Below are 23,410 nucleotides of genomic sequence, written 5' to 3' on the forward strand. Positions count from 1 at the left end.
GGAATGGAGTCCCCCCATGAACAACATCTCCCGGCGTTCGATGCTCTTCACACTCGGCGCGGCCGCCCTCGGCGTGGCCGGCTGCAGCAGCGGGGGCGGCAAATCGGACAAGGGAACGGACCTGTCGAAGAACAGAGTCGCCGCCATGGACAAGTTCGGCGTCGGCGAGCAGTTCAAGGCGACGGCACCGATCACCTTCACCACGCTGCTCAACGACAACCCGGGCTACCCGGAGAAGAAGAACTGGCTGTTCTGGTCCGAGCTGACCAAGCGCACCGGAGTGACGCTCCAGCCGACCGTGGTGCCGCTCAGCGACTACGAGAACAAGCGCAGCGTCATCATCGGCGCCGGCAACGCCCCGCTGCTGATCCCCAAGACCTACCCCGGCCAGGAGGCCCCCTTCGTCGCATCCGGCGCGATCCTGCCGGTCAGCGAGTACGTCGACCTGATGCCCAACTTCAAGGACAAGGTCGCCAAGTGGAACCTCCAGGGTGACGTGGACACCCTGCGGCAGGACGACGGCAAGTACTACGTGCTCCCCGGGCTGCACGAGGACGTCTGGATCGACTACTCGCTGGCGATCCGCACCGACATCCTCGACGAACTCGGCCTGGACATCCCCAAGACCTGGGACGACCTGCACGCCGTGCTCAAGGCGATGAAGGCCGCGCACCCCGGCTCGTACCCGATGTCCGACCGGTGGAGCGTGCCGACCCCCGGCGGCCCCTTCCTGCAGACCCTCGGCCAGGCGTACGGCGCCGGCAACGGCGGCGGCTGGGGCTACGCGAACGCCACCTTCGACCCCGGTACCGGCAAGTTCGTCGTGACCGGCGCCATGGACCAGTACAAGCAGATGCTGGAGTTCGCGCACACCCTGGTGAAGGAGGGACTGCTCGACCCGGAGAGCTTCACCCAGAGCGACGACCAGGCGAGCGCCAAGTTCACCTCCGGCAAGTCCTTCGTGATCAGCACCAACGCGCAGGAACTGGTCAACACCTACCGCCCGGGCCTGGCCAAGAACGTCCCCAACGGCAAGGTCGTCAAGATCCCCGTGCTGGTCGGACCGGCCGGCGAGGTCAAGGTGGGCTCGCGGCTGGAGAACGGCCTCATGATCTCGAAGAAGGCGCGCGAGGGCGGGGACTTCGTCGCCCTGATGCAGTTCGTCGACTGGCTGTTCTACTCCGACGAGGGCCAGATCTTCGCCAAGTGGGGTGTCGAGGGCGTCACCTACACCCGTGACTCGGCCGGCGACTTCCACCTCACCAAGGACGTCGACTACGTCGGGCTCAACCCGACGGCCACCAAGAAGCTGAACGCCGACTTCGGCTTCAGCAACGGCAACTTCGCCTACGGCGGCAGCACCCACCTGCTGGAGTCGACCTTCTCCGCCGAGGAGAAGGAGTTCCAGAAGGTGATGACCGCCAGGAAGACCCTCGCGGTGCCGCCGCCGCACCCGTTCAACGCCGACGAGCAGGAGCAGTCGGCCCTGTGGGACGCCCCGCTGAAGGACTACGTCATGCAGCAGACGCTCAAGTTCATCCTCGGCGACCGCGACCTGGGCGAGTGGGACTCCTACGTGGGCGAGCTGAAGGGCAAGAACGGCGACCGCTACATCGACCTCGTCAACACCTCCTACCAGCGCTTCAAGAAGCGTCAGCAGGGCTGATCCCCCCGTGGATCAAGACCGGCCGGCACCAGACGTGAGGACCACCACCATGCGCGTATCCGTTCCCGAGAGCCCTTCAGGACGGCTGTCCGACGCGTGGCGCCACTGCGTCGGGACCGGCCGGTTCGATCTCGCGCTGCGCCGCGACTACCAGGACTCGCTGGCCCTGCTCCAGCGGGAGATCGGCTTCCGGCACATCCGCGGCCACGGGCTGCTGAGCGACAACGTCGGTGTCCACCGGCCGTACACCCATCAGGGCGTACGGCGGGTGCGGCACTCCTTCACCTATGTCGACCAGGTGGTCGACGCCTACCTCGAACTCGGCATCCGGCCCTTCGTGGAGCTGGGCTTCATGCCCTCCGGGCTGGCCTCCGGCGACCAGACGGTGTTCTGGTGGCAGGGCAATGTCACCCCGCCCGCCGACTGGCGGGAATGGGCGGACCTGGTCCGCGGCACCCTACGCCACCTCGTCGACCGCTACGGGCTCGACGAGGTGCGCGGCTGGCCCGTCGAGGTGTGGAACGAGCCGAACCTCAAGGAGTTCTGGGCCGGAGCCGACCAGGACGCCTACCACCGCCTGTACGAGGTGACCGCCGCGGCCGTCAAGGACGTGGACGCCTCAATCCAGGTGGGCGGACCGGCGCTGGCCCCGGGCGCCGACGAGGAGTGGCTGGTCCGTTTCGCCGACTTCGTCGCCGACCGCGCCGTGCCCGTCGACTTCGTCAGCCGGCACGCGTACACCACCGGCCAGGCCCAGCACGTGCCCTTCGGGGTCCACCAGACCCTGGCCCCCGCCTCCGTGCTGCTGAAGCAGTTCGCCGCGCCGCGGCGGCAGTTGCGCGGGACCGCGCTCGCGGACCTGCCCGTGCACATCACCGAGTTCAACTCCTCCTACCGGCCCGACAACCCGCTCCACGACACGGCCCTGCACGCCGCCTATCTGGCACCGGTCGTGGCGGGCGGCGGCCAGCTGGTCGACTCCTTCTCCTACTGGACGTTCAGCGACATGTTCGAGGAGACCGGCATACCGACCGCCCTGTTCCACGGCGGATTCGGCCTGCTGACCCACCGTCAGATCAAGAAGCCCACCTACCACCTGTACGCGTTCATGGCCCGGATGGGCGAACTGCTGCTGTCCCGCGGCCCCGACCATCTCGTGACGCGGCACCCGGACGGCCGGGTCACCGTGCTCGCCTGGGCCCCGGTGGACGTCACCGGGCGGGACCCGGTCGACGCGCACACCGTCCGGCTGTCGGTCCCGGTGACGGCGCCGGGGACCTCCTCGGTCTACGCGCAGCGCTCCTCGGTCGGGGAGGAGGCCGGCAACGCCTGGGCCGCCTGGTGCGAGATGGGCCGGCCCCGATCGCCCGGCGCGCGGCAACTCGACGCGCTGCGGGAGGCCGCGGAGCCCGCCCGCACCCACCGCGCCCTGCCGGTCGACGCGGGCCGCGTCGACTGCGATCTGACCCTCGGCCGCCACGAGGTGACGCTGCTGGAGCTGACCCCCGTCACCGACGAGACACCCCCGTGGTGGGACGACCGCCGGCTGCTCGGCCTGAACCCCGCCGAGGGCAACGGGCAGGGAGGCGCGGCATGAGCGGTACGTCCGCGGCCCGCAGGGAGTTCGGCGAAGGGCCGCTGTCCCGGGCCGCGGCCCTGGTCTACAGCCTGCTGGCCCTCGAAGTCCTGCTGCTGGTCTCCAACGCGCCCGGCCTTGTCCTGCTCGGGCTGCTGGACCGGGACGCCGGCAACCTCCCGCTGGCCGCGGCCTGCGCGCTGCCGGCCGGCCCGGCGTGGTCGGCGGCCCTCTACGCGTGGCACCACCGGGGCCGCGACCTCGCGGATCTCCACCCCGCGCGGGCGTACTGGCGCGGCTACCGGATCAACTGGCGGGAAGTCCTGAAGGTCTGGGCCCCGTGGCTGGCCGCCATGGCACTGATCGGGACCGTCCTCACCCACCCGGACGAGGCCGGCGTCCCCGGCTGGTGGACCGGACTGCTCGCGGTCGTCGCGGCGGTGTCGGCGCTGTGGGTGACCAACGCCGTGGTGATCACCTCGCTGTTCACCTTCAAGGCCGTCGACACCGCGCGCCTGGCCGGGTACTTCCTGGTGCGCTCGGTCCGCGGCACGGCCGGCCATCTGTGCGTCCTGGCCGCCGCCGTCGCCGTCACGGCGGCCGGCGCCCAGACCGTACCGCTCCTGCTCGCGTCGGTGCTCACCGCCGCGACCCTGCTCAACTGCCGGCCGATGACCGCCGAGATCCGGGAGGAGTTCACCGTATGAGCGCGCCCGTCACCCCCGGCACACCCTTCGGCGGCGACTACAACCCCGAGCAGTGGCCACCGGACGTGTGGAAGGAGGACTACCGGCTCTTCGACGCCGCGCACATCGACACCGTCACCCTCGGCGTCTTCACCTGGGCCACGACCCAGCCCGCCGAGGACGTCCTCGACTTCTCCGTCCTGGACCGGATCGTCGCCGAGGCCGCCGCGCACGGCCGCCGGATCTGCCTGGCCACCGGCACCGCGGCGCACCCGGCGTGGCTGGCCCGCGCGTACCCCGAGGTGACCCGGACCGACTTCGAGGGCCGCCGGCACCGCTACGGGCAGCGGCACAACTCCTGCCCCAGCTCACCGGTCTTCCGCCGGCTGTCCGCGAGGATCGCGGGCCGCATCGCCGAGCGGTACGCGGACCACCCCTCGCTGATCGCCTGGCACATCGGCAACGAGTACGGCGGCGCGTGCTACTGCGAGCTGTGCGGCGCGGCGTTCCGCCGCTGGCTGCGCGAGAGGTACCCGACCCTGGACGCGCTCAACACCGCCTGGTGCACCGCCTTCTGGTCGCACACCTTCCACGACTGGGACGAGATCGAGCCGCCGTCCGCGCTGACCGAGCACTGGCGCGGCCCGGACCACACCGCGTTCCAGGGCATCACCCTGGACTATCTGCGGTTCATGTCCGACGCGATGCTCACCAACTTCCGTGACGAGAAGGCGGCCGTCCGCAGGCACAGCGCCGTACCCGTCACCACGAACTTCATGGGCATGTACCGGCCGATCGACTACCACCGCTGGGCACCCCACCTCGACTTCGCCTCCTGGGACAACTACCCGCCGCAGGACGCGCCCCCGGCCTGGGCGGCGCTGAGCCACGACCTGATGCGCGGGCTCAAGGACGGCGGGCCGTTCTGGCTGATGGAGCAGACCCCCGGCACGACCGCGTGCCGCGACGTCAATCCGCTCAAGCGGCCCGGCGTGATGCGGCTGTGGAGCTGGCAGGCCGTCGCGCACGGCGCCGACGCCGTCCTCTTCTTCCAGATGCGCGCCTCCCGGGGAGCCAGCGAGAAGTACCACGGCGCCGTCATCGGTCACGCCGGCCGGGACGACACCCGGGTCTTCCGCGAAGTGGCCGCGCTCGGCGCGGAGTTGAAACGCCTCGGCACGGTGGCGCTGGGCGCCCGCACCCCGGCCGAGGTCGCCCTGCTCTTCGACTGGGACAGCTGGTGGGCGCTGGAGATCTCCGACGGCCCCTCCCGGCTGGTCCGCTACCAGCAGGTCGTCCTCGCCTACTACCGCGCGCTGTGGGAGGCGGGCGTGGACGTCGACGTCGTCCCGGTGACCGCGGACCTGTCCCGCTACGCTGTGGTCGTCGCGCCCGCGCTGCACATGGTCAAGGGCGATCTGGCCGCACGTCTCGAGGACATGGCGCGGCGCGGCGGATCGGTACTGACCACCTTCCTCTCCGGGCGGGTGGACGAGAACGACAACGCCTTCCTGACGGACGTACCGGGACCGCTCGGCCCGCTGATGGGCGTCCGCGTCGACGAATGGGACGCCCGCGGGCCGGAGTTCGTCAACCCGGTGCGGCTGGCCGCGGGCGCCGGCGGCGTACTGGAGGCGGAGGCGCGGCTGGTGTTCGAGCTGGTCCTCCCGCAGGGCGCCGAGGTGATCGGCACCTATCAGGAGGACTTCTACGCGGGCTCGCCCGCCGTCGCCAGGAACAGCTTCGGCGCGGGCCACGGCTGGTACGTCGCCGCCGGGCTCGACCAGGCGGGCGTCGGCTGGGTCGTCCGCCAGGTGCTCGACACCCACGGCATCGCTGGGCGCCACCCCGGTCTGCCCGAACTGGAGTCCGCCGCGCGGGTCGCCCCGGACGGCACGCGGCTGCTGTTCCTGCTCAACCACGCCGCCGAGTCCGTCGAGGCGCCGGCCGGGGCGGACGGCGTCGACCTGCTCACCGGCGAGCGGGTGACGGCGGGACGGCCGGTCCGGCTGGAGGCGTACGGGGTGCGGGTGCTGCGCGAGGACGGCTGACTGGCCGGCGGAGCGCCGGGCCGGCCGTGTGCCCCGCCGGAACGCCGACCGGACGGCCGTGTGCCGCGCCGTTACGGGATCAGGCGCCCATGGGCGTCCGGCACCCCCGACTTGCGCAGGAAGTACGCGTTGACCTGGTCGCGCCACTCCCGCGCGCACCGCAGCTGCTCGTCGAGCCGCTCCCGCACCCGGGTGTGCAGCCCGGCGTCGACCAGCCCGGTCCCCGCCAGCTCCGCCCACGTCGACCGTGCCCGCTCGACCTCCGCGACGCCCGCGAAGTGCGTGTCGTAGATGTGCTGGACGACCGTGGCCCCGGAGGCCAGCACATGCCCGTACGGGACGTGGTGGAAGAACAGCAGCAGCTCGTCCGGGCACTCCCGCACCGACTCGTAGACCTCCGACCACGGCGCCGGGTACTGCCCGCTGAACCCCGTGCCCGTCGCCCGGGTCCGGTCCACGCCCACGCCGTCCCGGTCGGCGCGGTGGTACGTGCCCCACGGCGTGTACTCGTATCCGTCCACGTCGGGGCCGTAGTGGTGGCCCGGGCGGACCATGAAGCCGACGCCGAGCGGCGCGGTGTAGCGCTCGTACGTGCGCCACGAGTCGTCCATCACGGCGTGCAGGGCGCGACGCAGCGGCCCGGGGTCGCCGGACACCAGCGGCACGAAGGTCAGATCGATCCACTCGTCCAGGACGGCGAGCGGATCGGCCCGCGGCGCCCACGCGAGCCGGCCGAAGGCGTAGAGATTGGCCTGCGCGAGCGGATGGCCGGTCCAGTACGGGTCGTCGCCGACATTGGAGACCGCGACCATGCCGCCGCCGGACGCGGGGTCTGCGGCCAGCGACGCCACCGTCCGCCCCCGGGGCCCCCACGGCCGGAACCCCAGCACCTCGCTCCACATCGGGCCCAGGTAACACACGTGCTGCTGCTGGCCGGTGTACTCCTGCGTCACCTGGAGCTCCACCGCCAGCCGGGTGTTCGGCATCGCGGCGATCACCGGGGACACGGGCTCGCGCGTCTGGAAGTCCATCGGACCGTGCTTGACCTGGAGCACGACATTCGGGTCGAACTCCCCGTCCAGCGGCGCGAAGTGGTCGTGGGCGGCGCGGGCCCGGTCGGTGGACCGGTCCTGCCAGTCCTGCCGGTGGTTGTAGACGAAGGCGCGCCAGTGGACTTCGCCGCCGAAGGGCGCGAGTGCCCGCGCGAGCATGTTGGCGCCGTCGGCGTGGCTGCGCCCGTAGGTGAACGGGCCCGGTTGGCCCTCCGAGTCGGCCTTGACCACATAGCCGCCGAAGTCCGGGATCGTCCGGTAGACCTCGGCGGTGGTCCGCGCCCACCAGGCCCGTACGTCCGCGTCCAGCGGATCGGCGGTCGGCAGCCCGTCGAGGACGACCGGCGAGGCGAAGCCGACGGACAGGTGCAGCCGTATCCCGTAGGGGCGGAAGACGTCCGCGAGGGCGGCGACGTCCGGGAGCCGGTCGGTCAGCAGGTGGGACTCGGCGGCGTGCACATTGACGTTGTTGACCGCGACCGCGTTGATCCCGCTCGCCGCGAGGAGCCGTGCGTACGCCCGGACCCGGGGCAGATCGCCGCGCGGGCCGCCGTCCCGCCAGAAGATCGACCCGCCGGAGTAGCCGCGTTCGACGGCGCCCATCACCGGGTGGACGTCGAGGTTGTCCCAGTGGTCCAGCATCCGGGTGCGCAGGGCCGGGCGGTGCGCCTCGGCGGGTCGGTCGCCGCCGAACGCCGCCTCGCCGAGCCGGATCACGTGGAAGAGGCCGTGGAGCAGCCCGGCCGGCCGGTCCGCGAGCACCACGGTGACGGCGGAGCGGCGGGCGAGCAGAAAGCCCTCGTCGCCGATCGGCTCGGCGTCCTGGGCCGCGCGGTGGTCGGCCAGGACGGCTGAGGCCTCGGGGGAGGCGGGCTGGGCCGAGGAGAGGGCGAAGACCAGGTCGTACGGTTCCGCGGCCTCGGGGAAGGGTGCCGGTCCGGTCGTGGGGCCCGCTGCGGGGACGCGGTCCGCTCGGCCGCCGTACGCGGCGCAGGCCTGTGCCGCCTCCTCGTACACCGTGTCGGCGAGCGGTCCGGCGCCGTGCACCAGCACCCGGCGGGAGCCGAGCGCCCGGAAAGCCTCCGGTGGCAGCCAGGCCGCGTGTATTCCGGTTTGTGCGTCCATAGTCAGGCAATTCCCGTCTCGCTCGCACTCCGGCCGTCGGCGCGTCGGCCCGGCAGGGAATCTACAGAATGCGCGGAGAAAAGGAAACGCCGAGGTCGCCCCTGGTGCAAGGCCGTTGGCCTTCGAAAAGTTTCGACCGCGGGGTGGTGGCGGGGAGAAAAGGGAATTCACGCCGGGCGGTATTCCGTGAAGGCCCGGGCGCCGGGATCAGTGCGAGTGGCTGCCGATGTAGAACAGGAGCCACAGGAAACCGGCCAGCAGGTGGCCCACGACGACGTAGACGAACACCCGCAGCGCGACCCCGCGGCCCTTCCAGCGCTCGGTGCCGCCTCCGATGTATGTCTCCGCCGGTGCGGGCGTCTCGACGGGTTCGTCCTCGGCGGCCCTGGTCACTTGCGCTCCCCTCGTCTGTCCCGCACGGCGCCGCGCCGCCGGTCGGGCGGCCGCGACCACTGCATCATACGGCAATTAAGGAATTGCGAACTTCTTCAATTGCCTCGGGGTGCGGCCGTGCGGACGCCGTACACGTTCGAGCGGCCGGCGAGGCGGGGACGTGTCACGTCACGTCGGGTCCGCGTCGAGGGGGCGGGTGGGGGAGCCGGGCGGCTGGTCCTCCCGCAGCTTCTCGTCCTCCCACACCTTGCGCAGCACCAGCGGATCGGCGCCGCACGCCTTGGCCAGCTCCTCGGTGAGCCACCAGTTGGGGAAGCGCTCGCCGGACAGGATCTGCGAGGCGTACGAAGGGGAGATGCCCAGGCGCGCCGCCAGCGCCCGCAGCGGCATCTGGGACGCGCGGTGGAGGCGGGCGAGGACCGGGGCCAGACGCGAACGGTGCCGGCCGGCCGGGCAGGACGTGGCCGGCACCGCCGGCTGCTGCTGCCGGTGGAGCGTGTGACGCGAGGCGTGGTGGATGCGCCGGCTGACGGTCTCGGCGCGGTAGGAGCGCCGCGCGGTGTCGGGCTGCATGGCGAGGGCGGGCCCCAGGGCCGCCCAGGGCACACGTCCCAGCCGGGCCCGGCCGACCAGACCCGCCGTCAGGGCCTCTATCGATCGGCTGAGGTTGACCGCCTGCTCGACCGGGTCGAGCAGAGGGGCGTCGGGCCGGTTGAGCAGGCGCAGTAAGTGCCGTGCCTCTTCGACGACGTCCTCGGCCATGTCCCGTACGGCGGCCGCCATGGCGGCCCCGTTGTCGGCGCTCACGGGTTCCGCCCTGCGCCGTTTGCGGTAGGCCGTCTGACGGCACGACGTGCTGCAGTAGTCCGGCGGGCGGCCGGACGTGCTCGTTCGCGGCGGGAGGGAGATGCCGCAGTTCTGACAGGCGAGGGTCACTGACAAGGGTTCGTACCTTCTCGAAGTGCGGGCGGCCGGTGCGGTGACACGGGGATGCGGAGACGTGGGGATGCGGGGACACGGGGACAGAGGTTTCGTCACCCGCGGCGGATGCTTCCTGCCGTTGCGTCGCCGCGTCCGCCGGACGGTGGCGGAGGACGGGGCGGCCGCGGATCGGCGATCCGCGGCCGCGACGGTTCAGCTGCGGTCCGCGCCGCCGTGGACGTTCATCCAGGTGGCGACGGCGGAGCCCGCCAGCGCCATCAGCAGCGCCACCGGGCCGGGCGGCAGTTGCGGCACATGGAGGGTCACCGAGCCGTACACCGGGACCGTCACACAGGCGTTGACGCCCCAGGCCCTCCACACCCGCATTTGCGTGTGCCTGTTAATCTCGGACGCACGGCGGCGCCTTTTACGTTTGCCGTTGCTGCGGCTGGGGGAAGTCGTCACAGGGGTTCCCTTCACGTCGTGGAGATACGCAGGGCCCTGGCACCGTGGCGCCAACCTTGGGGGCCAGGGTCTTGCGATTGAGTCGAACACACGGGTGCAGCGGGCATCGGGTCTGTGGCTCGGTCCCTTGCCGCCCCATCTGTTTCAGACCCTAGCCTGCCTCACACCACCCCTTGTTTCGCCCGTTCGGGCATAGCGTCGCTGACGCTCGGCATAACTCTGCCGATACCTTTTCCGAGCGTCGCGCGCTCAAAGGTTCCTGTAGTAGGGGCCCTTGTCCCGCCGCGTCATGGAATCGCCGCTGGTGACCGACCCGGTGTCACATACCGTGCGTTCCTGTGCGCCCGGCGCGCCGCACTCCGGCCCGTGCGCCCCCGCGCACCCGACCGCGCCGGCGCTTGGACAAGACAAAAGGTTGCCCCAGGGCGTGCATTTGCAGACGTCCGGTGCTTCGACCCGTGGCGGCCGGACATCCGCTGTCACGCATGAAGTCGTGGGCGGGGGGTCATCATCCAAGGGGGAAGCCGCGTCTGCATTTGCAGATGGCGGGCTTGATCATCCGTCTGTTGGCAAGGGAGAGCCCTCATGACCGGTCAGAGGCACAGTGAGGACCAGGAGGAACGTGGGATGCGAGCACCGGAACCTGTCAAAGCGATCAAGGCAGGTAGATCGTTCTAACGCTGTGCCGGGATCAGTGGGCCGTCTTGTGCCGGCTTGTTGATCCAGGCTGCTGCGGGGAGTTTCGGCGGCTCCGGCGGCTTGCGGACGAAGCGCTCGGGGTGCTTCGCGTAGACCGCCTGGAGGACGTCGGCACGCATCTCGCGGAGCTGCTCGGCGAGGCCGAAGTGCATGTCGTAGGGGGTGTGCAGGCCGATCCCGGAGTGCCGGTGCTCCTCGTTGTACCAGGTGAAGAAATGGGTGCACCATGCCCGGGCGTCCTCGAGGGAGCCGAAACGGTCCGGGAAGTCGTGCCGGTATTTCAGGGTCTTGTACTGGCTCTCGCTGTACGGGTTGTCGTTCGACGTCTTCGGCCGCGAATGCGACTTGGTGACGCCGAGAGCGGCCATCATCTGGGCGACGTTCTGCGCGACCATCGGGGACCCGCGGTCCGAGTGGATCGTCAACCGGCCTGGCCCGATGCCGTACTTGGCGATCGTCTCGGACAGGAACCGCCCGGCGAGGTCCTTGTTCTCCCGGTCGGCGATCATCCAGCCGACCGTGTAGCGGCTGAAGATGTCGATGATCGTGTAGAGGCAGTAGTAGACGCCCTTGACCGGCCCCTTCAGCTTCGTGATGTCCCAGCTCCAGACCCGGTTCGGGCCCTCGGCGATCAGCTCGGGCACCGCCCGGGGCGGGTGGACGGCCTGGCGGCGGCGTTCACGGACCTCGCCACGGCGTCGCAGGAGCCGATACATCGTCGACTCCGAGCACAGGTAGACACCCCGGTCCAGAAGGATGGCGTAGATCTCGGCGGGCGCCATGTCGGCGAACTCCGGGCAGTGGAGCACGTCGAGGACCCGTATCTCCTCCTCCGGGGTGAGCGCGCGGGGGTGCCGGCGTCGTTTTTGCCGCGGCCTGGCCGGGGCGGGGCTCTGGCGGTGGTGGCGGTAGTAGGTGGCCCGGCTCACGCCGAGCGCGGCGCATGCCTGGACGCGTCCGACCAGCCCGGTGAGCTCTTCGAGGGCCTGGTAGCGGGCAGCGTCGAACCCGGCCGCGGGGTCGGCCCCGGTCACTGGTCCTTCTCGCCGTTCTGGTTCGGGGCGCTGTCCGTGGCGAACTGGTCGAGCAGCGCGGAGAGTTTTCCCTGAACCTCGATCACGGTGCGGGCCTTGGCGAGATCGGCCTCCAGCCGGTCCCTCTCCGCCTTCAGCTTCGCGATCTCCCTGTCCCGCGGGTCCGCCTTCGGCCGTCCGGCCGGCGCGGCGAGCGCGTCCAGGGCGCCCTTGTCCCGCTGCTGCCGCCACGTTGTGATCAACGACGAGTACAGGCCCTCCCGCCGCAGCAGGGCACCTTTGCCCTTCTTGTCCAACGTCTCGTACAAGGCGAGGATCCTCGCCTTGTACTCCGCGGTATACCGGCGCGGGCCGGTCGAGCGGGCTTCCACCTGCGGATCAGGGGTCCCGTGGTCATTCGTGCTGGCCACCCGGGCACTACTCCTTCTCCGCCCTCGACTCAATGAATCATCCAGTATGCCCGACTCGATCTACTTTGACAGAGAGGGCACCCGGCAACAGCGGCTTAACCGTCGTCTGGCGGAAAAGCAGCTACAGCAACCACCAGAGTGCCTGCGTGGAAGTGGGCAATTTCGGTCAGGAAGTGATCGGTTTCCGCGACTCGAAGGACCCGGAGGGGGCGGTTCTGACCTTCAACCGTAACGAGGTCCGGGCTTTCGTTGCGGCCGTGGCCGACGGGCGGTTGACTGGCCGTCCCTAACCGGCCAGGCGCGTAGGCAACTTCCACTTTCATATGACTGGGGCAGGATGTGCGGAGGACTCAACAACGAGTCCGCCAGGAGCGAAGGAGCATCCCGCCCATGCCCGCACAGCCCGTTCGTGTCCCGCGTGGAGCCCGCAACGTCCACTCCCTGTCCGGCCGGGCGCCGACCGCTCAGCGGATGATGTTCGGTGCCACCCTGCGAAAACATCGCGAGGCGCTCGGCCTGACGGAAAGAGAGGTGGCGCAGCAGATCGGCGGCTGCTCGGCGTCCAAGATCAGCCGACTCGAAAGCGGGGAGCACGACTTCAAGGAGCGCGACGTCCTGAGCCTGCTCGACGTCTACAAGGTCGTGGTTCCCGCCGAGCGCGAGCGGCTGCTGCTCCTGTCCCGCCAGGCCAATGAGAAGGGCTGGTGGGAGGCATGGCGGGATGTCACCCCCAAGGAACTCCAGACGTATGTGAGCCTGGAGGACGTGGCCCAGCGGATCAGGTCCTATGAGAGCGCCCAGTTGCTCGGCCTGTTGCAGACCACCGACTACACCCGGGCCCTGGTCCGGGCGAACTCGTCGCAGACGGACAACGGCCGGCAGATCGACCGCATCACCGAACTGCGGGCCGAGCGGGCGCGGCGCTTCATGGAGGAGTCCGACACGGAGCTGATGTGCGTGCTGGACGAGGTCACCCTGTCGCGCGGCTACGGCACCCGGCAGGTGATGCGCGATCAGATCCAGCACCTGATAGACCTCGCCGAACACGAGCGGATCACCTTCCGGCTGGCCCCCTACAGCGGGATGAACATCCCCGTGCAGATCGGGACCACGACCATCTTCGACTTCGAGGCGGACCAGCTTCCCGCGATCGTCTACGTCGAACACCGCAGCGGCGGGATGTACCAGCACGACCGCGACGAGGTCGACGGCTACGCCATGGGCTTCGACCGCCTGCTGGTGGCCTCCATGAAGCCCTCGGCATGCCTGACGAGGCTCAAGGACTACGCCATGAAGTACAGCGGCTGAGCGTTGTTCTGTCGGCGGCGCCACCGGCGCCGCCGACAGAACGGTCAGGCGTCGGCGGTCAGATCTTGCGCGCCACCCCTGCGTACAGCGAGGCCTCGGCGTCCGAGATCAGGCTCGGTCCGCCGGCGGGCTCCGGATGCCACTGGTGGGCGACCACCACACCGGGTTCCAGCAGTTCCAGACCCACGAAGAAGTCCCGCACCTCGTCCCGGCTGCGCACCTGGACCGGTGTGCCGCCCTTGGCGTAGATGTCGACGATCCCCGCCCAGGCGCCCGGGTCGAAGTCCGGGGTGCAGTGCGAGATCGTCAGATACGACCCCGGAGCGAGCTCCTCGACGAGTGTGCGGACCGTGTCGTAGGGGTGCCGGTCGTCCGGTACGAAGTGCAGGACCGCGTTCAGGCTCAGCCCGACCGGTTGTGTCAGGTCCAGGCAGCCCTCCCGCCGTACCGCCTCCATCAGGCGCGCGGGGTCCCGTACATCGGCCTCGACATAGCCGGTGGCTCCCTCGGGGGAACCGCGCAGCAGACTGTCGGCGTAGACCAGCACGATGGGATCGTTGTCCACGTAGGTGATCCGGGCGTCCGGTATCTCTGCCTGGACCACCTCGTGCAGATTGGGCGCGGTGGGAATGCCGGTCCCGATGTCGAGGAACTGGCGGACGCCCTTGTGCCGTGCCAGGTGACGCGCCGACCGGTGCACAAAGGCGCGGTTGACGCGGGCGACCGTCCGGATGGCCGGGAAACGGCGGATGACCGCTTCGGCCGCCTCGCGGTCGACTTCGTAGTTGGTGTTCCCGCCGAGGTAGTAGTCGTACATTCGCGCGCTGTGCGGCAGATCCTGTCGCAGGCGCTCGGCGGCCTTGGAGCCGTTTTCAGCTTGTGGTAAGTCCTCGCTCACGCATTGCCCCCATCGATCGTGCGTCCGGCCTCCTGGGGGGAGACCGGAGCTGAGCCTGTAGCGGTGCATCTCGCTCACAGCACCTTATGCACTTGCAGGCGGCATACTGCCTGCCCGACGGAACTTGTCCTGTCCGCAGGTACTCGGCCAGGCGCCACCCGCCGCCGCGTGGCCGCGGCCGGCGTCCCCGCGGGGACGGTCCCGGCGCGGCCACGCGGCGGCGCGGCAGGCTCAGACCAGCACGCCGTCCTCGGCGACGACCCTGCCCCGGTGGACGACGACGCGGTCCCGCGGCCGGTCCATCACGGCGCTGGTCACGGTCTCCCCGGAGAGCAGGACGAGGTCGGCGGGGTCACCCGGTGCCAGGCCGCGCGGCCCGTGGGACGCGGCCGTCCAGTCGGCGCCGGCCCCGGCGCCCGCCATGACGCCACGGCCGCCCACGGTGGCCAGCGCGACACAGCGCTCGATGAGGTCGTCGCGCCGCAGCTGGTTGGTGAACGCGAGCTGCCAGGTGCGGCCGAGCATGTCACCGTCGCCGAACGGGGACCAGTAGTCCCGCATGCCGTCCTGGCCCAGACCGACCCGTACCTGGTGGCGGGCCAGCAGGTCGAGCGGCAGGGTGCGCTGGCCGCTCGGGGCGATCGTGGTGAGGGCGATGTCGAGCTCCGCCAGTTCGGCGACCAGTTCCTCGACGCGGGCGGGCGCCGACGTGGCGAGCGCGAAGGCGTGCGAGATCGTCACCCGGCCGCTCATGGCCAGGGCGCGCACCCGCTCGAAGATGAGGCCGAGCGTGAAGGCCCCGAGCTCGCCCGGCTCGTGGAGGTGGAGGTCGAGGCCGACCTGGTGGCGTTCGGCCAGCCCGAAGATGATGTCCAGGTGCTCGACGGGGTCGCGTTCGAGGCCGCAGGGGTCGATGCCGCCCACCAGGTCCGCGCCGCTGGAGAGCGCGGCCGCCAGCAGATCGGCGGTGCCCCGGTCGCGGATGATGCCGGCCTGCGGGAAGGCGACGACCTGGACCGTCGCCCGCTCCCGGTGCGCTTCGCGCGCGGCGAGCACGCCGTTGAGGCGGTCGAGGCCGGCCAGGGTGTCCACCTGGGCGTGGCTGCGGACCGCCGTGGCGCCCGAGGCGATGGTCAGGCCGAGGGTGTGGGTGGCCCGCTCGCTGACGCTCGCCTCGGCGGAGCGCCAGCTGGACCGGTCGTTCTCGATCAGGCCCTCGATGCCGGGGCCGGCGGAGTGCGGGCGGAACGGCAGGCCGAGCCGGGTGGAGTCGAGGTGGGCGTGCGCGTCGGTGAAGGAGGGCAGGGCGATACGTCCGCGGCCGTCGACGACGTCCGTCCCGGCCTCCGGCGGAGTGCCGCCGGCCGGCAGGACCTTCGCGATGAGGCCGTCCTCGACGAGGATGTCGACCGGTTCACCCGCCCAGGGACGTACGGCGGTGATCAATATCGGGCTGTTCATGATTCTCCCGGGATGCGGCGGTAACGGGGCCGGACTGTCGTGCGGTCCGGCGGGCCGGGTCATTTGAGCGCGCACTGCTGCTCCTGCCCGGCGATGATCGACAGGGCGATCTCGGTGGCGTGCGCCTGGTCCCCCGACCTGATCGCGTCGAAGAGGGCTTCGTGGTCGTCGCCCCCCTCGCCGACGGCGTGTTCGAGGGACTGGATCGTGTTCAGGGACTCCCGGATGGCCAGCGAGAGCCCTTCGTAGAGGTCGAGCAGCAGCGCGTTGCGAGCGGCCTTGGCCACGGCCAGATGGAAGGAGACGTCCGCGTCGACGAACGTCACCTGGTCGCCCTTGGAGGCGGCGTCGCGCCGCCGCCGCAGTATGTCCTCCATCTCCGCGAGGTCGTCGTTGGTGCGCCGTACGGCGGCGAGTTGGACCGCGGCCGTGTCCAGGCCCCGCCGCACTTCGAGTACGTCACGTGTCTTGCTGTCCATGAGCTTGCGGTTGAGCGCCACGGCCGACTCGTCGACCGCGACCACGTAGGTGCCGTCCCCCTGCCGTACCGAGAGCAGACCGGCGTAGACGAGCGCGCGGGTGGCCTCGCGCAGAGGGGCGCGGCTGATCCCCATGCTCTGCGTGAGTTCCGCCTCGGACGGCAGCCGGTCACCCGGCACCCAGTGCCCTTCGCGGATCTGGGTGCGGATCTCCTCGATGGCCACCTGCACTGCGGAGACGCGGTTGACTCGGGGCACGTGATTACCCACCTTCCTGGTGGTCAGCAGCGTCTTCGCCGGTCCGGCGACGACGGTGGCGCCATGGTGCTCGGTTCGTAAGGCGTGTGGAAAGTCCACCAAGACCCCTATCCAGAAACATCAGACGTCTGATAATCAGATTACATGACGACGACGTCCTCGCGTATCACCTCTGCTCGAACCGATCCGATCGCAACTTCTGACCGCACCTCACGCCCCAGTCGCACCACGCGTCTCGGGGCCATGTGCGGCCCGGCGCAGGGGATCGACGAGGGCGACTGGCCCGCTGCTTTCGACCTGGCCGGCGAACTGGGCCTGAGCGGTGTGCTCTTCACGACCGCGCGCTCGGTCAGCCCGTCGCTCGACCGGGCCGAACTGGGCGCGGCCCGGCGGGCCGCGGAAGAACGCGGCCTGTTCATCGAGATCGGAGTGGGCTGCCTGGGCCCGGACGGTGACACCGCCGAGCGCGTCGCCGAACTCACCGCGCAGATCGACGCCGCCGTCGCCCTGGGCTGCGACCGGTTCTTCGGCTACACCCGGACGCGGCGGCAGGGCGCGTCACCTTCGCACGGCGAGCAACTGCGGGAGATCCAGCGGACGCTGGCCGCGCTGCGCCCGGTGCTGCTGGAGCGCGGATGCCGGCTCAATGTGAAGACGCACGAGGACCTTTCCTCGGCCGAGGTGGTCCGGCTGGTCGAGACCGCCGGTACCGATGTCTTCGGGATCGGCCTCGACGTGGCGAACCTCGTCGTACGCGCCGAGGACCCGGTCGAGGTGACCCGGCGGCTGGCGCCGTATGTCCACCAGACCCATCTGGAGGACGTCGCCCTGTACTTCGCCGCCGCGGGTCTGCGCCGCGAGCTGCGGGCCTGCGGCGACGGAGTGCTCGACTGGACCGCGATCCTGCGCACCCTCGTCCACGACGCGCCCGCCCGGCACCTCGTCTTCGAGCAGCACCGCGGCCAGTTCGACGCCGGGATCTTCCAGGACGGCTGGTTCGACGCGGAGCCCCAGGTGCGCCCGCGGGAGCTGGCCGACCTGGTCCGGTCCGCCGTGCGGTGCGAACAGGCGGCGGCCGAGGCGCGGGACGCCGGGCCCGCCGACTCCCCGTCCGAGGAAGGCTCCACCCCCCGCGCCGCCCCCTTCTCCCGCACCGATGCCGCCGGACGCCGCGCCGAACTGCGGCGCAGCATCGCCCATGTGCGTTCCGTACTGGCCACGATTTCTGGAGAGCAGCCGTGACAAGCATCGCCTCAGCCAGACCGCGCGCACTGCGCCGCAGGGTCTCGGGAAACGACAAGGTCCTGGTGTTCGCCCTCAGCGGGCTCGGACTCCTCGCCCTGGTCGTGATCTTCGGCCCGTTCCTCTGGCCGCACAACTCCAACGCGGTCGACCTGGCCCAGCAGCTCTCGCCGCCGTCCGCCCACCACCCGCTCGGGACCGACAACCTGGGCCGGGACATGCTCGCCCGGGTCATGGTCGGAGCGCGGGCCTCGCTCGGCGCCGGCCTCGTGGTGGCCGTGGCCGGAGCGGTCCTCGGCTGCGTCACGGGTCTGCTCGCCGGAGCACTGGGCGGCTATGTCGACACGGTCCTGACCTGGCTCACCAACTCGATCCTCTGCTTTCCCTCGATCATGCTCGCGATGGCGGTCGTGATGGCCCTCAAGCCCGGCATACCCGCGGTCGTGATCGGTCTGTCGATCCACTCGTTCCCCTGGTACATGCGCACCCTGCGCAGCGAGGTCATGCGGATCTCCGCCATGGACTTCGTCAAGTCGACCAGGGCGATCGGCGCCACCCAGCGCCGGACGCTGTTCGTGCACATCTTCCCGCACCTGGTCTCCACCATCGTGCTCCAGATGGCGGCCGTCTTCGGCGCCTCGGTCCTCGCGCTCGCGGCGCTGGGCTTCCTGGGCATGGGCGCCCAGCCGCCGACCGCCGAACTGGGCTCGATGATCACCGACGGCCAGCAGTTCTTCCTGACCGGCCAGTGGTGGGTCGCCGCATGTCCCGGCCTCGTCCTGCTGATCGCCGTAACCCTGACCACCGTCGTCGCGGACCGGACTCGCGAGATTCTCGACCCCCGCGGCGAGTACATCGTGGCCGACTGACGAGAGGGACCCTGATGCTCGCCATAATCTCCAAGCGCCTCGCCGTCGGGATGGCAACGATCCTGGGCGCGCTGGTGTTCTCCTTCCTCCTGCTGCGCAAGCTGCCCGGTGACCCGGCCAGGCTGGTCGGAGGTGACCTCGCCGACGCCACGACGATCGCCAACATCCGCGCCGGCATGGGGCTCAACAAGTCGCTGCCGCTGCAGTTCTGGGACTATCTGACCTCGCTCGCGCACGGAAACCTCGGGTTCTCCTTCAGCGCCGGTCAGCCCGTCACCGACCTGCTCAAGACCCGGCTGCCCGCCACGATCGAACTCGGTCTCACCGGGGTGTGCATCGCCGTGGTGTCGGCGATCGTCTTCGGCGCCGTCGCGGTCTTCCGCCGCAAGCGCGGCGCGGACATCTCGCTGCGGACCACCTCGTCCCTGGCCATGGGCTCCCCGCCCTTCTGGCTCGCGCTCGTGGCCATCCTGCTGCTGTCGGTCAAGCTCGGCATCTTCCCCGGACCGGAGGGACGGCTGTCGCCGGGCACGGCGGCTCCCCCTTCCTTCACCGGCCTCTACACCCTCGACGCCCTGTGGGCGGGTGAGTTCGGGACGTTCTTCAACGCCGTCTGGCACCTGATCCTGCCCGGCTTCACGATCGCGGTCGGACCCTTTGCCTTCCTCAGCCGGCTGTTCAGGTCGCAGCTGCGCAACACCGTCCGCGAGCCGTTCGTCCTGGTCGCCCGGAGCCGGGGCATCACCCGGCGGGCCGCGTTCATCCGCCATGTCGTGCCCAACTCGCTGCTTCCGCTGGTGGCCGCGACCGCGATGCTCCTCGCGGAGCTGATGACGGGCAGCGTCCTGGTCGAGAAGGTGTTCGGCTGGCCCGGCGTCGGATCGCTCACCGTCGACGCGATCCTCCAGAAGGACTTCTCGGTCGTCCAGGGAGTCATCGTCCTGAGCGCGTTCCTCTATGTGGCGGTCAGCGTCCTCGCCGACGTCACCTACTCAACCATTGATCCCCGTATCCGAGTTGGCGCCAGGTGAGATGAGAAACCGGACAGGAGCCGAGCTGATGGCTCAGAAACCAGCAACCGCCACCACGCCCCCCACCGACGCGCTGCTCCAGGTCAAGGGCCTGCGCACGCAGTTCGCCACACCCCGGGGGACCGTGGCCGCCGTACGGGATGTCAGCTTCACCGTCCACCGCCGTGAACGCATGGCGATCGTGGGAGAGTCCGGGTCGGGCAAGTCGGCCATGGCCATGTCCATCGTCGGCCTCCTCCAGCCGCCCGGCCGGGTGATCGACGGGGAAGTGCTGCTGGACGGGAAGGATCTGCGCGGACTGTCGGACACCGAGATGTCCCGCATCCGCGGCCGCCGGATCTCCCTGGTCTTCCAGGACCCGATGAGCGCGCTCGACCCGATCCGCAGCATCGGCTCCCAGATGGTGGAGGGCATCCGCGCCCACCAGGACGTGAGCCGCAAGGCCGCCCGGAAGATGGCGGCGGACCTGCTCGGCGAGGTCGGCGTCGTCAACGCCGCCAGCCGGATGTCGGACTACCCCCACCAGTACTCGGGCGGTATGCGGCAGCGGGTGCTGATCGCCATGGCGCTCGCCAACTCGCCCGAGCTGGTGATCGCCGACGAGCCGACGACCGCGCTCGACGTGACCACCCAGGCCCAGGTGCTCGACCTGCTCGACCGCCTGGTGACCGACCGCGGCGCCGCCCTGATGCTGATCACGCACAACCTCGGCATCGTCGCCGGCTACTGCGACTCGGTGAAGGTCATGTACGCCGGCCAGCTCGTCGAGGAGAGCGGCAGCCGGGAGCTGTTCTCCGGGGCCGCCCACCCGTACTCGCGCGAGCTGATCAAGTGCGTGCTGCGGACCGACCAGCCGCAGGAAGGGCGGCTCTCCACGATCCCCGGGGCGCTGCCCGACCCCGTGAAACCCATCACGGGCTGCTCCTTCGAGCCGCGTTGCCCGACCGGCCGGGACAACCCCGTCTGCCGGACCCGGGAACCGGTACTCGTCCGCCTCGGCGCCCCGGGCGCCGAGCACGCCACCAAGTGCCACTTTCCGGGCACCGCAGAGCCGGAGGACACCAAATGACCACCACCGAGCCCCGACCGGAGGCCGACCCCGATGTGCTGCTGCGCGTCACGGACCTGACCAAGTCGTACGGCGGCCGGCGGGTCGGAGTGCGCACCCGCAGGACCGGGCAGGTGCACGCCCTGCGGCAGGTCTCCTTCGAGGTCCGCCGGGGCGAGACCCTCGGACTCGTCGGCGAGTCCGGCTCCGGCAAGTCCACCGCCGCCTCGTGCGCGCTGCGGATGACCGACGCCGACTCCGGCTCCGTCGTCTTCGACGGGACCGACGTCGGGAAGATGTCGCGCTCGGAACTGCGGCGGATGCGCGCGCGGGTCCAGATGGTCTTCCAGGACCCCTACGGCTCGCTCGACCCCCGCTTCTCGGTACGCAGGCTCGTCGAGGAACCGCTGCTCGTGCACGGCGAGCACGACCCCGAGGTCCGGCGCGAGCGGGCCCTGGAAATGCTCGAACGCGTGGGCCTGTCGGCGGAACTGGCCGAACGCAACGCCCACGCCTTCTCCGGCGGACAGCGCCAGCGCATCGCCATCGCCCGCGCGCTCGTCCTCAACCCCGAACTCCTCATCCTCGACGAGCCGGTGACGGCCCTCGACGTGTCGGTGCAGGCCCAGGTGCTCAACCTGCTGGCGGACCTCCAGACCGGCCTGGGCCTGACCTACCTGTTCATCGTCCACGACCTCGCCGTGGCCCGGTACGTCTGCCACCGCATCGCGGTGATGTACCTCGGCGAGATCGTGGAGATCGCCGACTCGGACGAACTGTTCTCCAACCCGCTGCACCCCTACACGGTGACGCTGCTGCTCGCCGCCCCCGTCCCCGACCCGGACGTCATGCGGCGCAGCCGGAGCGTCCTGCACACGGCGAAGCCGGCCGCCGGCGCGGCGCCGACCGGGGGGTGCCCCCTGCGGCCCCGCTGCCCGGTCGGCGCGGACCGGCCCGAATGCGCGGAACTGCGACCCGTACTGCGCGAGGTCGCCCCTGGCCATCAGGCCGCCTGCCACTTCCCCGGCGAGATGCAGAAGCACCTCGCCGCGCGAGCCGGCGCCCAGAGCCTCGACACTCAAGCTCCCTGAGAGGAAGACCAGTGACAAGAACCGATCGGGTGTCATCCCGTCCCTACCGCCGTGCCCTCGTCGCGGCCGGACTCGCCGGCGCCGTGGCCATGACCGCGGCCTGCGGCGGGTCGACGGGCACGAACGGCTCGAAGACCGACTCCCACCGGCCGTTCACGGTGAACTGGGCGGCGAGCATCTCCAGCCTCGACCCGGCCTTCGTCTGCCCCGGCGACGACAACTCCTTCGCCAGCAACTTCTACGGCCGGCTCGTCCAGCTGTCGGCCACCCCCGACAAGGACGGGTTCACCACGGTGGACCCCGACCCGGCCAAGGTGAAGCCGGACCTCGCCACGAGCTGGAAGGTCTCGGACGACGGCAAGACCTACACCTTCACCCTGCCGGCGGGCAAGAAGTTCGCCAACGGCGACCCGCTCGACGCCGCCGCGGTGAAGTACTCCCTGGAACGCACCGTGAAGATGGGCGCCTGCGGCGCGCTCTCGCTCCAGCTCGGAATCACCGACCCGCCGCTGATCACCGGCGTGGACGCGCCCGACGCCACCACCGTGGTCCTGCACATGCGGCGCGCGTACCCCGAGATCCTCTACAGCCTGGCCCAGAGCCGCGGTTCGATCTACGACCCCAAGCTCATCGAGGCCAACGGCGGCGTCAAGGCGGGCAGCCCGAACGAGTGGTTGCAGAGCCACACCGCGAGCAGCAGCGGACCGTACGTCCTCAAGACCTACGTCCCCAACAGCCGCGCCGTCCTCGAACGCAACCCCAACTACTACGGCACCCCCGCCATCGAGCCGGTCGTCCAGGTCAACTTCATCACCTCGGTCCCGACACTGCTCCTCCAGGCCCAGAACAGCCAGGCCGACGTGACCCTCGGACTGCCCCCGCAGAGCGTGAGCAACGTTCAGGGCAAGGCCTGCTGCACGGTCTTCTCCGCGGGCAGCGCCACCCCGGTCACCGTCTCGCTCAACCACAAGGGCCCCGTCACGGACAATGTGAAGTTCCGCGAGGCGCTGACCTACGCCGTGCCCTACAAGGACATCATCTCCAAGATCGCCTACGGCTACGGTGACTCCTACTACGGACCCGTGGTGCCGGGCATGGCCGGCTACAACGCCTCCCTCGAACCCGCGCGGGCCTACGACCCCGACAAGGCCAGGCAGCTGCTCGCCGCCTCGGGCCTGAAGTCGCCCAGCATCGACCTGATGATCAACCCGCAGTCGCCCGGCGTGTCCGACATCGCGACGCTGCTCCAGTCCTCCTGGCAGGCCGTCGGCGTCAAGGTGAACATCGTCGCCAAGCCGCCCACGGACTTCAGCACCCTGTTCAACGACGGCACCTACCAGTCGGCGCTGCTCTTCGAGAACAGCACCCCGCTCGGCAGCTACGAGCTGCGCAAGAAGATGACCTGCGGCAGCAGCTTCAACAACCAGCACATCTGCCTGCCCGGCAGCACACCGCTGCTCGAAAAGCTCAACGACACCACCGACCCGGCACAGCAGCAGCAGGTCATCGACCAGCTCACCCAGCTCTGGGTCGACAACTCGCCGACGATCATCCTCTACCGCGCCCGGTTCACCGCCGTGCTCGCCAAGGACGTCAAGCACTTCGCGTACGCCGGCAACCTGCGCATCGCGGACTGGGGCAGATAAC

The 23,410-nt window shown here is 70.4% G+C and carries 19 protein-coding genes and 1 pseudogene; 12 read left to right on the forward strand and 8 right to left on the reverse strand.

The genetic code is table 11. The features are described 5' to 3' along the window. The first annotated feature begins 16 nt into the window (after nt 1–16). Genes OHA30_RS32535 through OHA30_RS32550 form a run of 4 tightly spaced genes read left to right on the forward strand, consistent with a single transcriptional unit; the run spans nt 17 to nt 5,979 of the window. Nucleotides 17–1,666: an ABC transporter substrate-binding protein gene (locus tag OHA30_RS32535; RefSeq protein ID WP_328917452.1), complete on the forward strand. Its 1,650-nt coding sequence runs from the start codon at nt 17–19 to the stop codon at nt 1,664–1,666. Nucleotides 1,667–1,715: 49 nt separating this feature from the next. Continuing rightward, complete coding sequence (locus tag OHA30_RS32540; protein WP_328917453.1) at nt 1,716–3,263, forward strand: GH39 family glycosyl hydrolase; 1,548 nt, start codon at nt 1,716–1,718, stop codon at nt 3,261–3,263. Next, nucleotides 3,260–3,949 (forward strand): hypothetical protein, encoded by a 690-nt coding sequence (locus OHA30_RS32545; RefSeq protein ID WP_328917454.1) that lies wholly within the window; start codon nt 3,260–3,262, stop codon nt 3,947–3,949. The genes OHA30_RS32540 and OHA30_RS32545 overlap by 4 nt, the downstream gene beginning before the upstream one ends. After that, a complete protein-coding gene (locus tag OHA30_RS32550; RefSeq protein ID WP_328917455.1) occupies nt 3,946–5,979 on the forward strand; it encodes a beta-galactosidase in 2,034 nt (677 codons plus the stop codon). Before OHA30_RS32545 ends, OHA30_RS32550 begins: the two co-directional genes overlap by 4 nt. A gap of 71 nt (nt 5,980–6,050) precedes the next feature. Here OHA30_RS32550 and OHA30_RS32555 read toward each other — a convergent pair whose 3' ends face one another. The 5 genes and pseudogenes from OHA30_RS32555 to OHA30_RS32575 all read right to left on the reverse strand — a co-directional run bounded on the left by OHA30_RS32555 (nt 6,051) and on the right by OHA30_RS32575 (nt 12,078). Next, nucleotides 6,051–8,156 (reverse strand): alpha-glucuronidase, encoded by a 2,106-nt coding sequence (locus tag OHA30_RS32555; RefSeq protein ID WP_328917456.1) that lies wholly within the window; start codon nt 8,154–8,156, stop codon nt 6,051–6,053. Between the two features lie 207 nt (nt 8,157–8,363). Continuing rightward, the gene (locus tag OHA30_RS32560) at nt 8,364–8,549 is read right to left on the reverse strand and encodes a DUF6126 family protein (protein ID WP_405784896.1); all 186 of its coding nucleotides are present in this window, start codon (nt 8,547–8,549) and stop codon (nt 8,364–8,366) included. 168 nt (nt 8,550–8,717) lie between these two features. Then, entirely contained in the window at nt 8,718–9,356 is a 639-nt protein-coding gene (locus OHA30_RS32565; protein ID WP_328917457.1) for a helix-turn-helix transcriptional regulator, read from the reverse strand. 327 nt (nt 9,357–9,683) lie between these two features. Continuing rightward, entirely contained in the window at nt 9,684–9,857 is a 174-nt protein-coding gene (locus OHA30_RS32570; RefSeq protein ID WP_328917458.1) for a hypothetical protein, read from the reverse strand. 752 nt (nt 9,858–10,609) lie between these two features. After that, nucleotides 10,610–12,078: pseudogene (locus OHA30_RS32575) on the reverse strand (IS3 family transposase). Nucleotides 12,079–12,110: 32 nt separating this feature from the next. On the opposite strand from OHA30_RS32575, the gene OHA30_RS32585 reads away from it, so the two are divergent. Beyond that, the gene (locus OHA30_RS32585) at nt 12,111–12,368 is read left to right on the forward strand and encodes a DUF397 domain-containing protein (protein ID WP_328917459.1); all 258 of its coding nucleotides are present in this window, start codon (nt 12,111–12,113) and stop codon (nt 12,366–12,368) included. A 100-nt stretch (nt 12,369–12,468) separates the two neighbouring features. After that, nucleotides 12,469–13,386 (forward strand): helix-turn-helix domain-containing protein, encoded by a 918-nt coding sequence (locus OHA30_RS32590; protein ID WP_328917460.1) that lies wholly within the window; start codon nt 12,469–12,471, stop codon nt 13,384–13,386. Nucleotides 13,387–13,444: 58 nt separating this feature from the next. On the opposite strand, the gene OHA30_RS32595 is transcribed toward OHA30_RS32590, so the two are convergent. The 3 genes from OHA30_RS32595 to OHA30_RS32605 form a co-directional block, all read right to left on the reverse strand. Continuing rightward, nucleotides 13,445–14,284, reverse strand: a complete 840-nt coding sequence (locus OHA30_RS32595) for an SAM-dependent methyltransferase (RefSeq protein WP_328917461.1) — start codon at nt 14,282–14,284, stop codon at nt 13,445–13,447. Between the two features lie 231 nt (nt 14,285–14,515). After that, nucleotides 14,516–15,745 (reverse strand): amidohydrolase, encoded by a 1,230-nt coding sequence (locus tag OHA30_RS32600; RefSeq protein ID WP_328917462.1) that lies wholly within the window; start codon nt 15,743–15,745, stop codon nt 14,516–14,518. Nucleotides 15,746–15,804: 59 nt separating this feature from the next. Continuing rightward, entirely contained in the window at nt 15,805–16,482 is a 678-nt protein-coding gene (locus OHA30_RS32605) for a FadR/GntR family transcriptional regulator (RefSeq protein ID WP_328917463.1), read from the reverse strand. Nucleotides 16,483–16,725: 243 nt separating this feature from the next. Here OHA30_RS32605 and OHA30_RS32610 point away from each other — a divergent pair, with 243 nt between their 5' ends. From OHA30_RS32610 to OHA30_RS32635, 6 genes are read left to right on the forward strand one after another with little or no spacing between them, the layout of a single operon-like run. Then, complete coding sequence (locus OHA30_RS32610) at nt 16,726–17,724, forward strand: sugar phosphate isomerase/epimerase family protein (RefSeq protein ID WP_328917464.1); 999 nt, start codon at nt 16,726–16,728, stop codon at nt 17,722–17,724. Then, nucleotides 17,721–18,593 carry an ABC transporter permease gene (locus OHA30_RS32615; protein ID WP_328917465.1) on the forward strand — a complete coding sequence of 291 codons (873 nt, stop codon included), beginning with the start codon at nt 17,721–17,723 and terminating at the stop codon, nt 18,591–18,593. Before OHA30_RS32610 ends, OHA30_RS32615 begins: the two co-directional genes overlap by 4 nt. A 14-nt stretch (nt 18,594–18,607) precedes the next feature. Further along, on the forward strand, nt 18,608–19,624 hold the full coding sequence (locus tag OHA30_RS32620) for an ABC transporter permease (protein ID WP_328917466.1): 1,017 nt from the start codon (nt 18,608–18,610) through the stop codon (nt 19,622–19,624). Between the two features lie 28 nt (nt 19,625–19,652). Then, complete coding sequence (locus OHA30_RS32625; protein ID WP_328917467.1) at nt 19,653–20,693, forward strand: ABC transporter ATP-binding protein; 1,041 nt, start codon at nt 19,653–19,655, stop codon at nt 20,691–20,693. Continuing rightward, nucleotides 20,690–21,763: an ABC transporter ATP-binding protein gene (locus OHA30_RS32630; protein ID WP_328917468.1), complete on the forward strand. Its 1,074-nt coding sequence runs from the start codon at nt 20,690–20,692 to the stop codon at nt 21,761–21,763. The genes OHA30_RS32625 and OHA30_RS32630 overlap by 4 nt, the downstream gene beginning before the upstream one ends. Nucleotides 21,764–21,774: 11 nt before the next feature. Continuing rightward, nucleotides 21,775–23,409, forward strand: coding sequence for an ABC transporter substrate-binding protein (locus OHA30_RS32635; RefSeq protein WP_328917469.1), 1,635 nt, complete (start codon nt 21,775–21,777; stop codon nt 23,407–23,409). The last annotated feature ends 1 nt before the right edge of the window (nt 23,410 follow it).

Origin of the sequence: Streptomyces sp. NBC_00223, assembly GCF_036199905.1 — a bacterium.
Lineage (GTDB): Bacteria > Actinomycetota > Actinomycetes > Streptomycetales > Streptomycetaceae > Actinacidiphila.

Bases quoted from the DNA above. Each gene is read 5' to 3' on its own strand.
- OHA30_RS32585 (WP_328917459.1), top strand. From the start codon at position 12,111: ATGAATCATCCAGTATGCCCGACTCGATCTACTTTGACAGAGAGGGCA.
- OHA30_RS32600 (WP_328917462.1), bottom strand. From the start codon at position 15,745: ATGAACAGCCCGATATTGATCACCGCCGTACGTCCCTGGGCGGGTGAA.
- OHA30_RS32610 (WP_328917464.1), top strand. From the start codon at position 16,726: ATGTGCGGCCCGGCGCAGGGGATCGACGAGGGCGACTGGCCCGCTGCT.
- OHA30_RS32620 (WP_328917466.1), top strand. From the start codon at position 18,608: ATGCTCGCCATAATCTCCAAGCGCCTCGCCGTCGGGATGGCAACGATC.
- OHA30_RS32630 (WP_328917468.1), top strand. From the start codon at position 20,690: ATGACCACCACCGAGCCCCGACCGGAGGCCGACCCCGATGTGCTGCTG.
- OHA30_RS32590 (WP_328917460.1), top strand. From the start codon at position 12,469: ATGCCCGCACAGCCCGTTCGTGTCCCGCGTGGAGCCCGCAACGTCCAC.
- OHA30_RS32540 (WP_328917453.1), top strand. From the start codon at position 1,716: ATGCGCGTATCCGTTCCCGAGAGCCCTTCAGGACGGCTGTCCGACGCG.
- OHA30_RS32570 (WP_328917458.1), bottom strand. From the start codon at position 9,857: ATGCGGGTGTGGAGGGCCTGGGGCGTCAACGCCTGTGTGACGGTCCCG.
- OHA30_RS32545 (WP_328917454.1), top strand. From the start codon at position 3,260: ATGAGCGGTACGTCCGCGGCCCGCAGGGAGTTCGGCGAAGGGCCGCTG.
- OHA30_RS32550 (WP_328917455.1), top strand. From the start codon at position 3,946: ATGAGCGCGCCCGTCACCCCCGGCACACCCTTCGGCGGCGACTACAAC.
- OHA30_RS32535 (WP_328917452.1), top strand. From the start codon at position 17: ATGAACAACATCTCCCGGCGTTCGATGCTCTTCACACTCGGCGCGGCC.
- OHA30_RS32625 (WP_328917467.1), top strand. From the start codon at position 19,653: ATGGCTCAGAAACCAGCAACCGCCACCACGCCCCCCACCGACGCGCTG.
- OHA30_RS32555 (WP_328917456.1), bottom strand. From the start codon at position 8,156: ATGGACGCACAAACCGGAATACACGCGGCCTGGCTGCCACCGGAGGCT.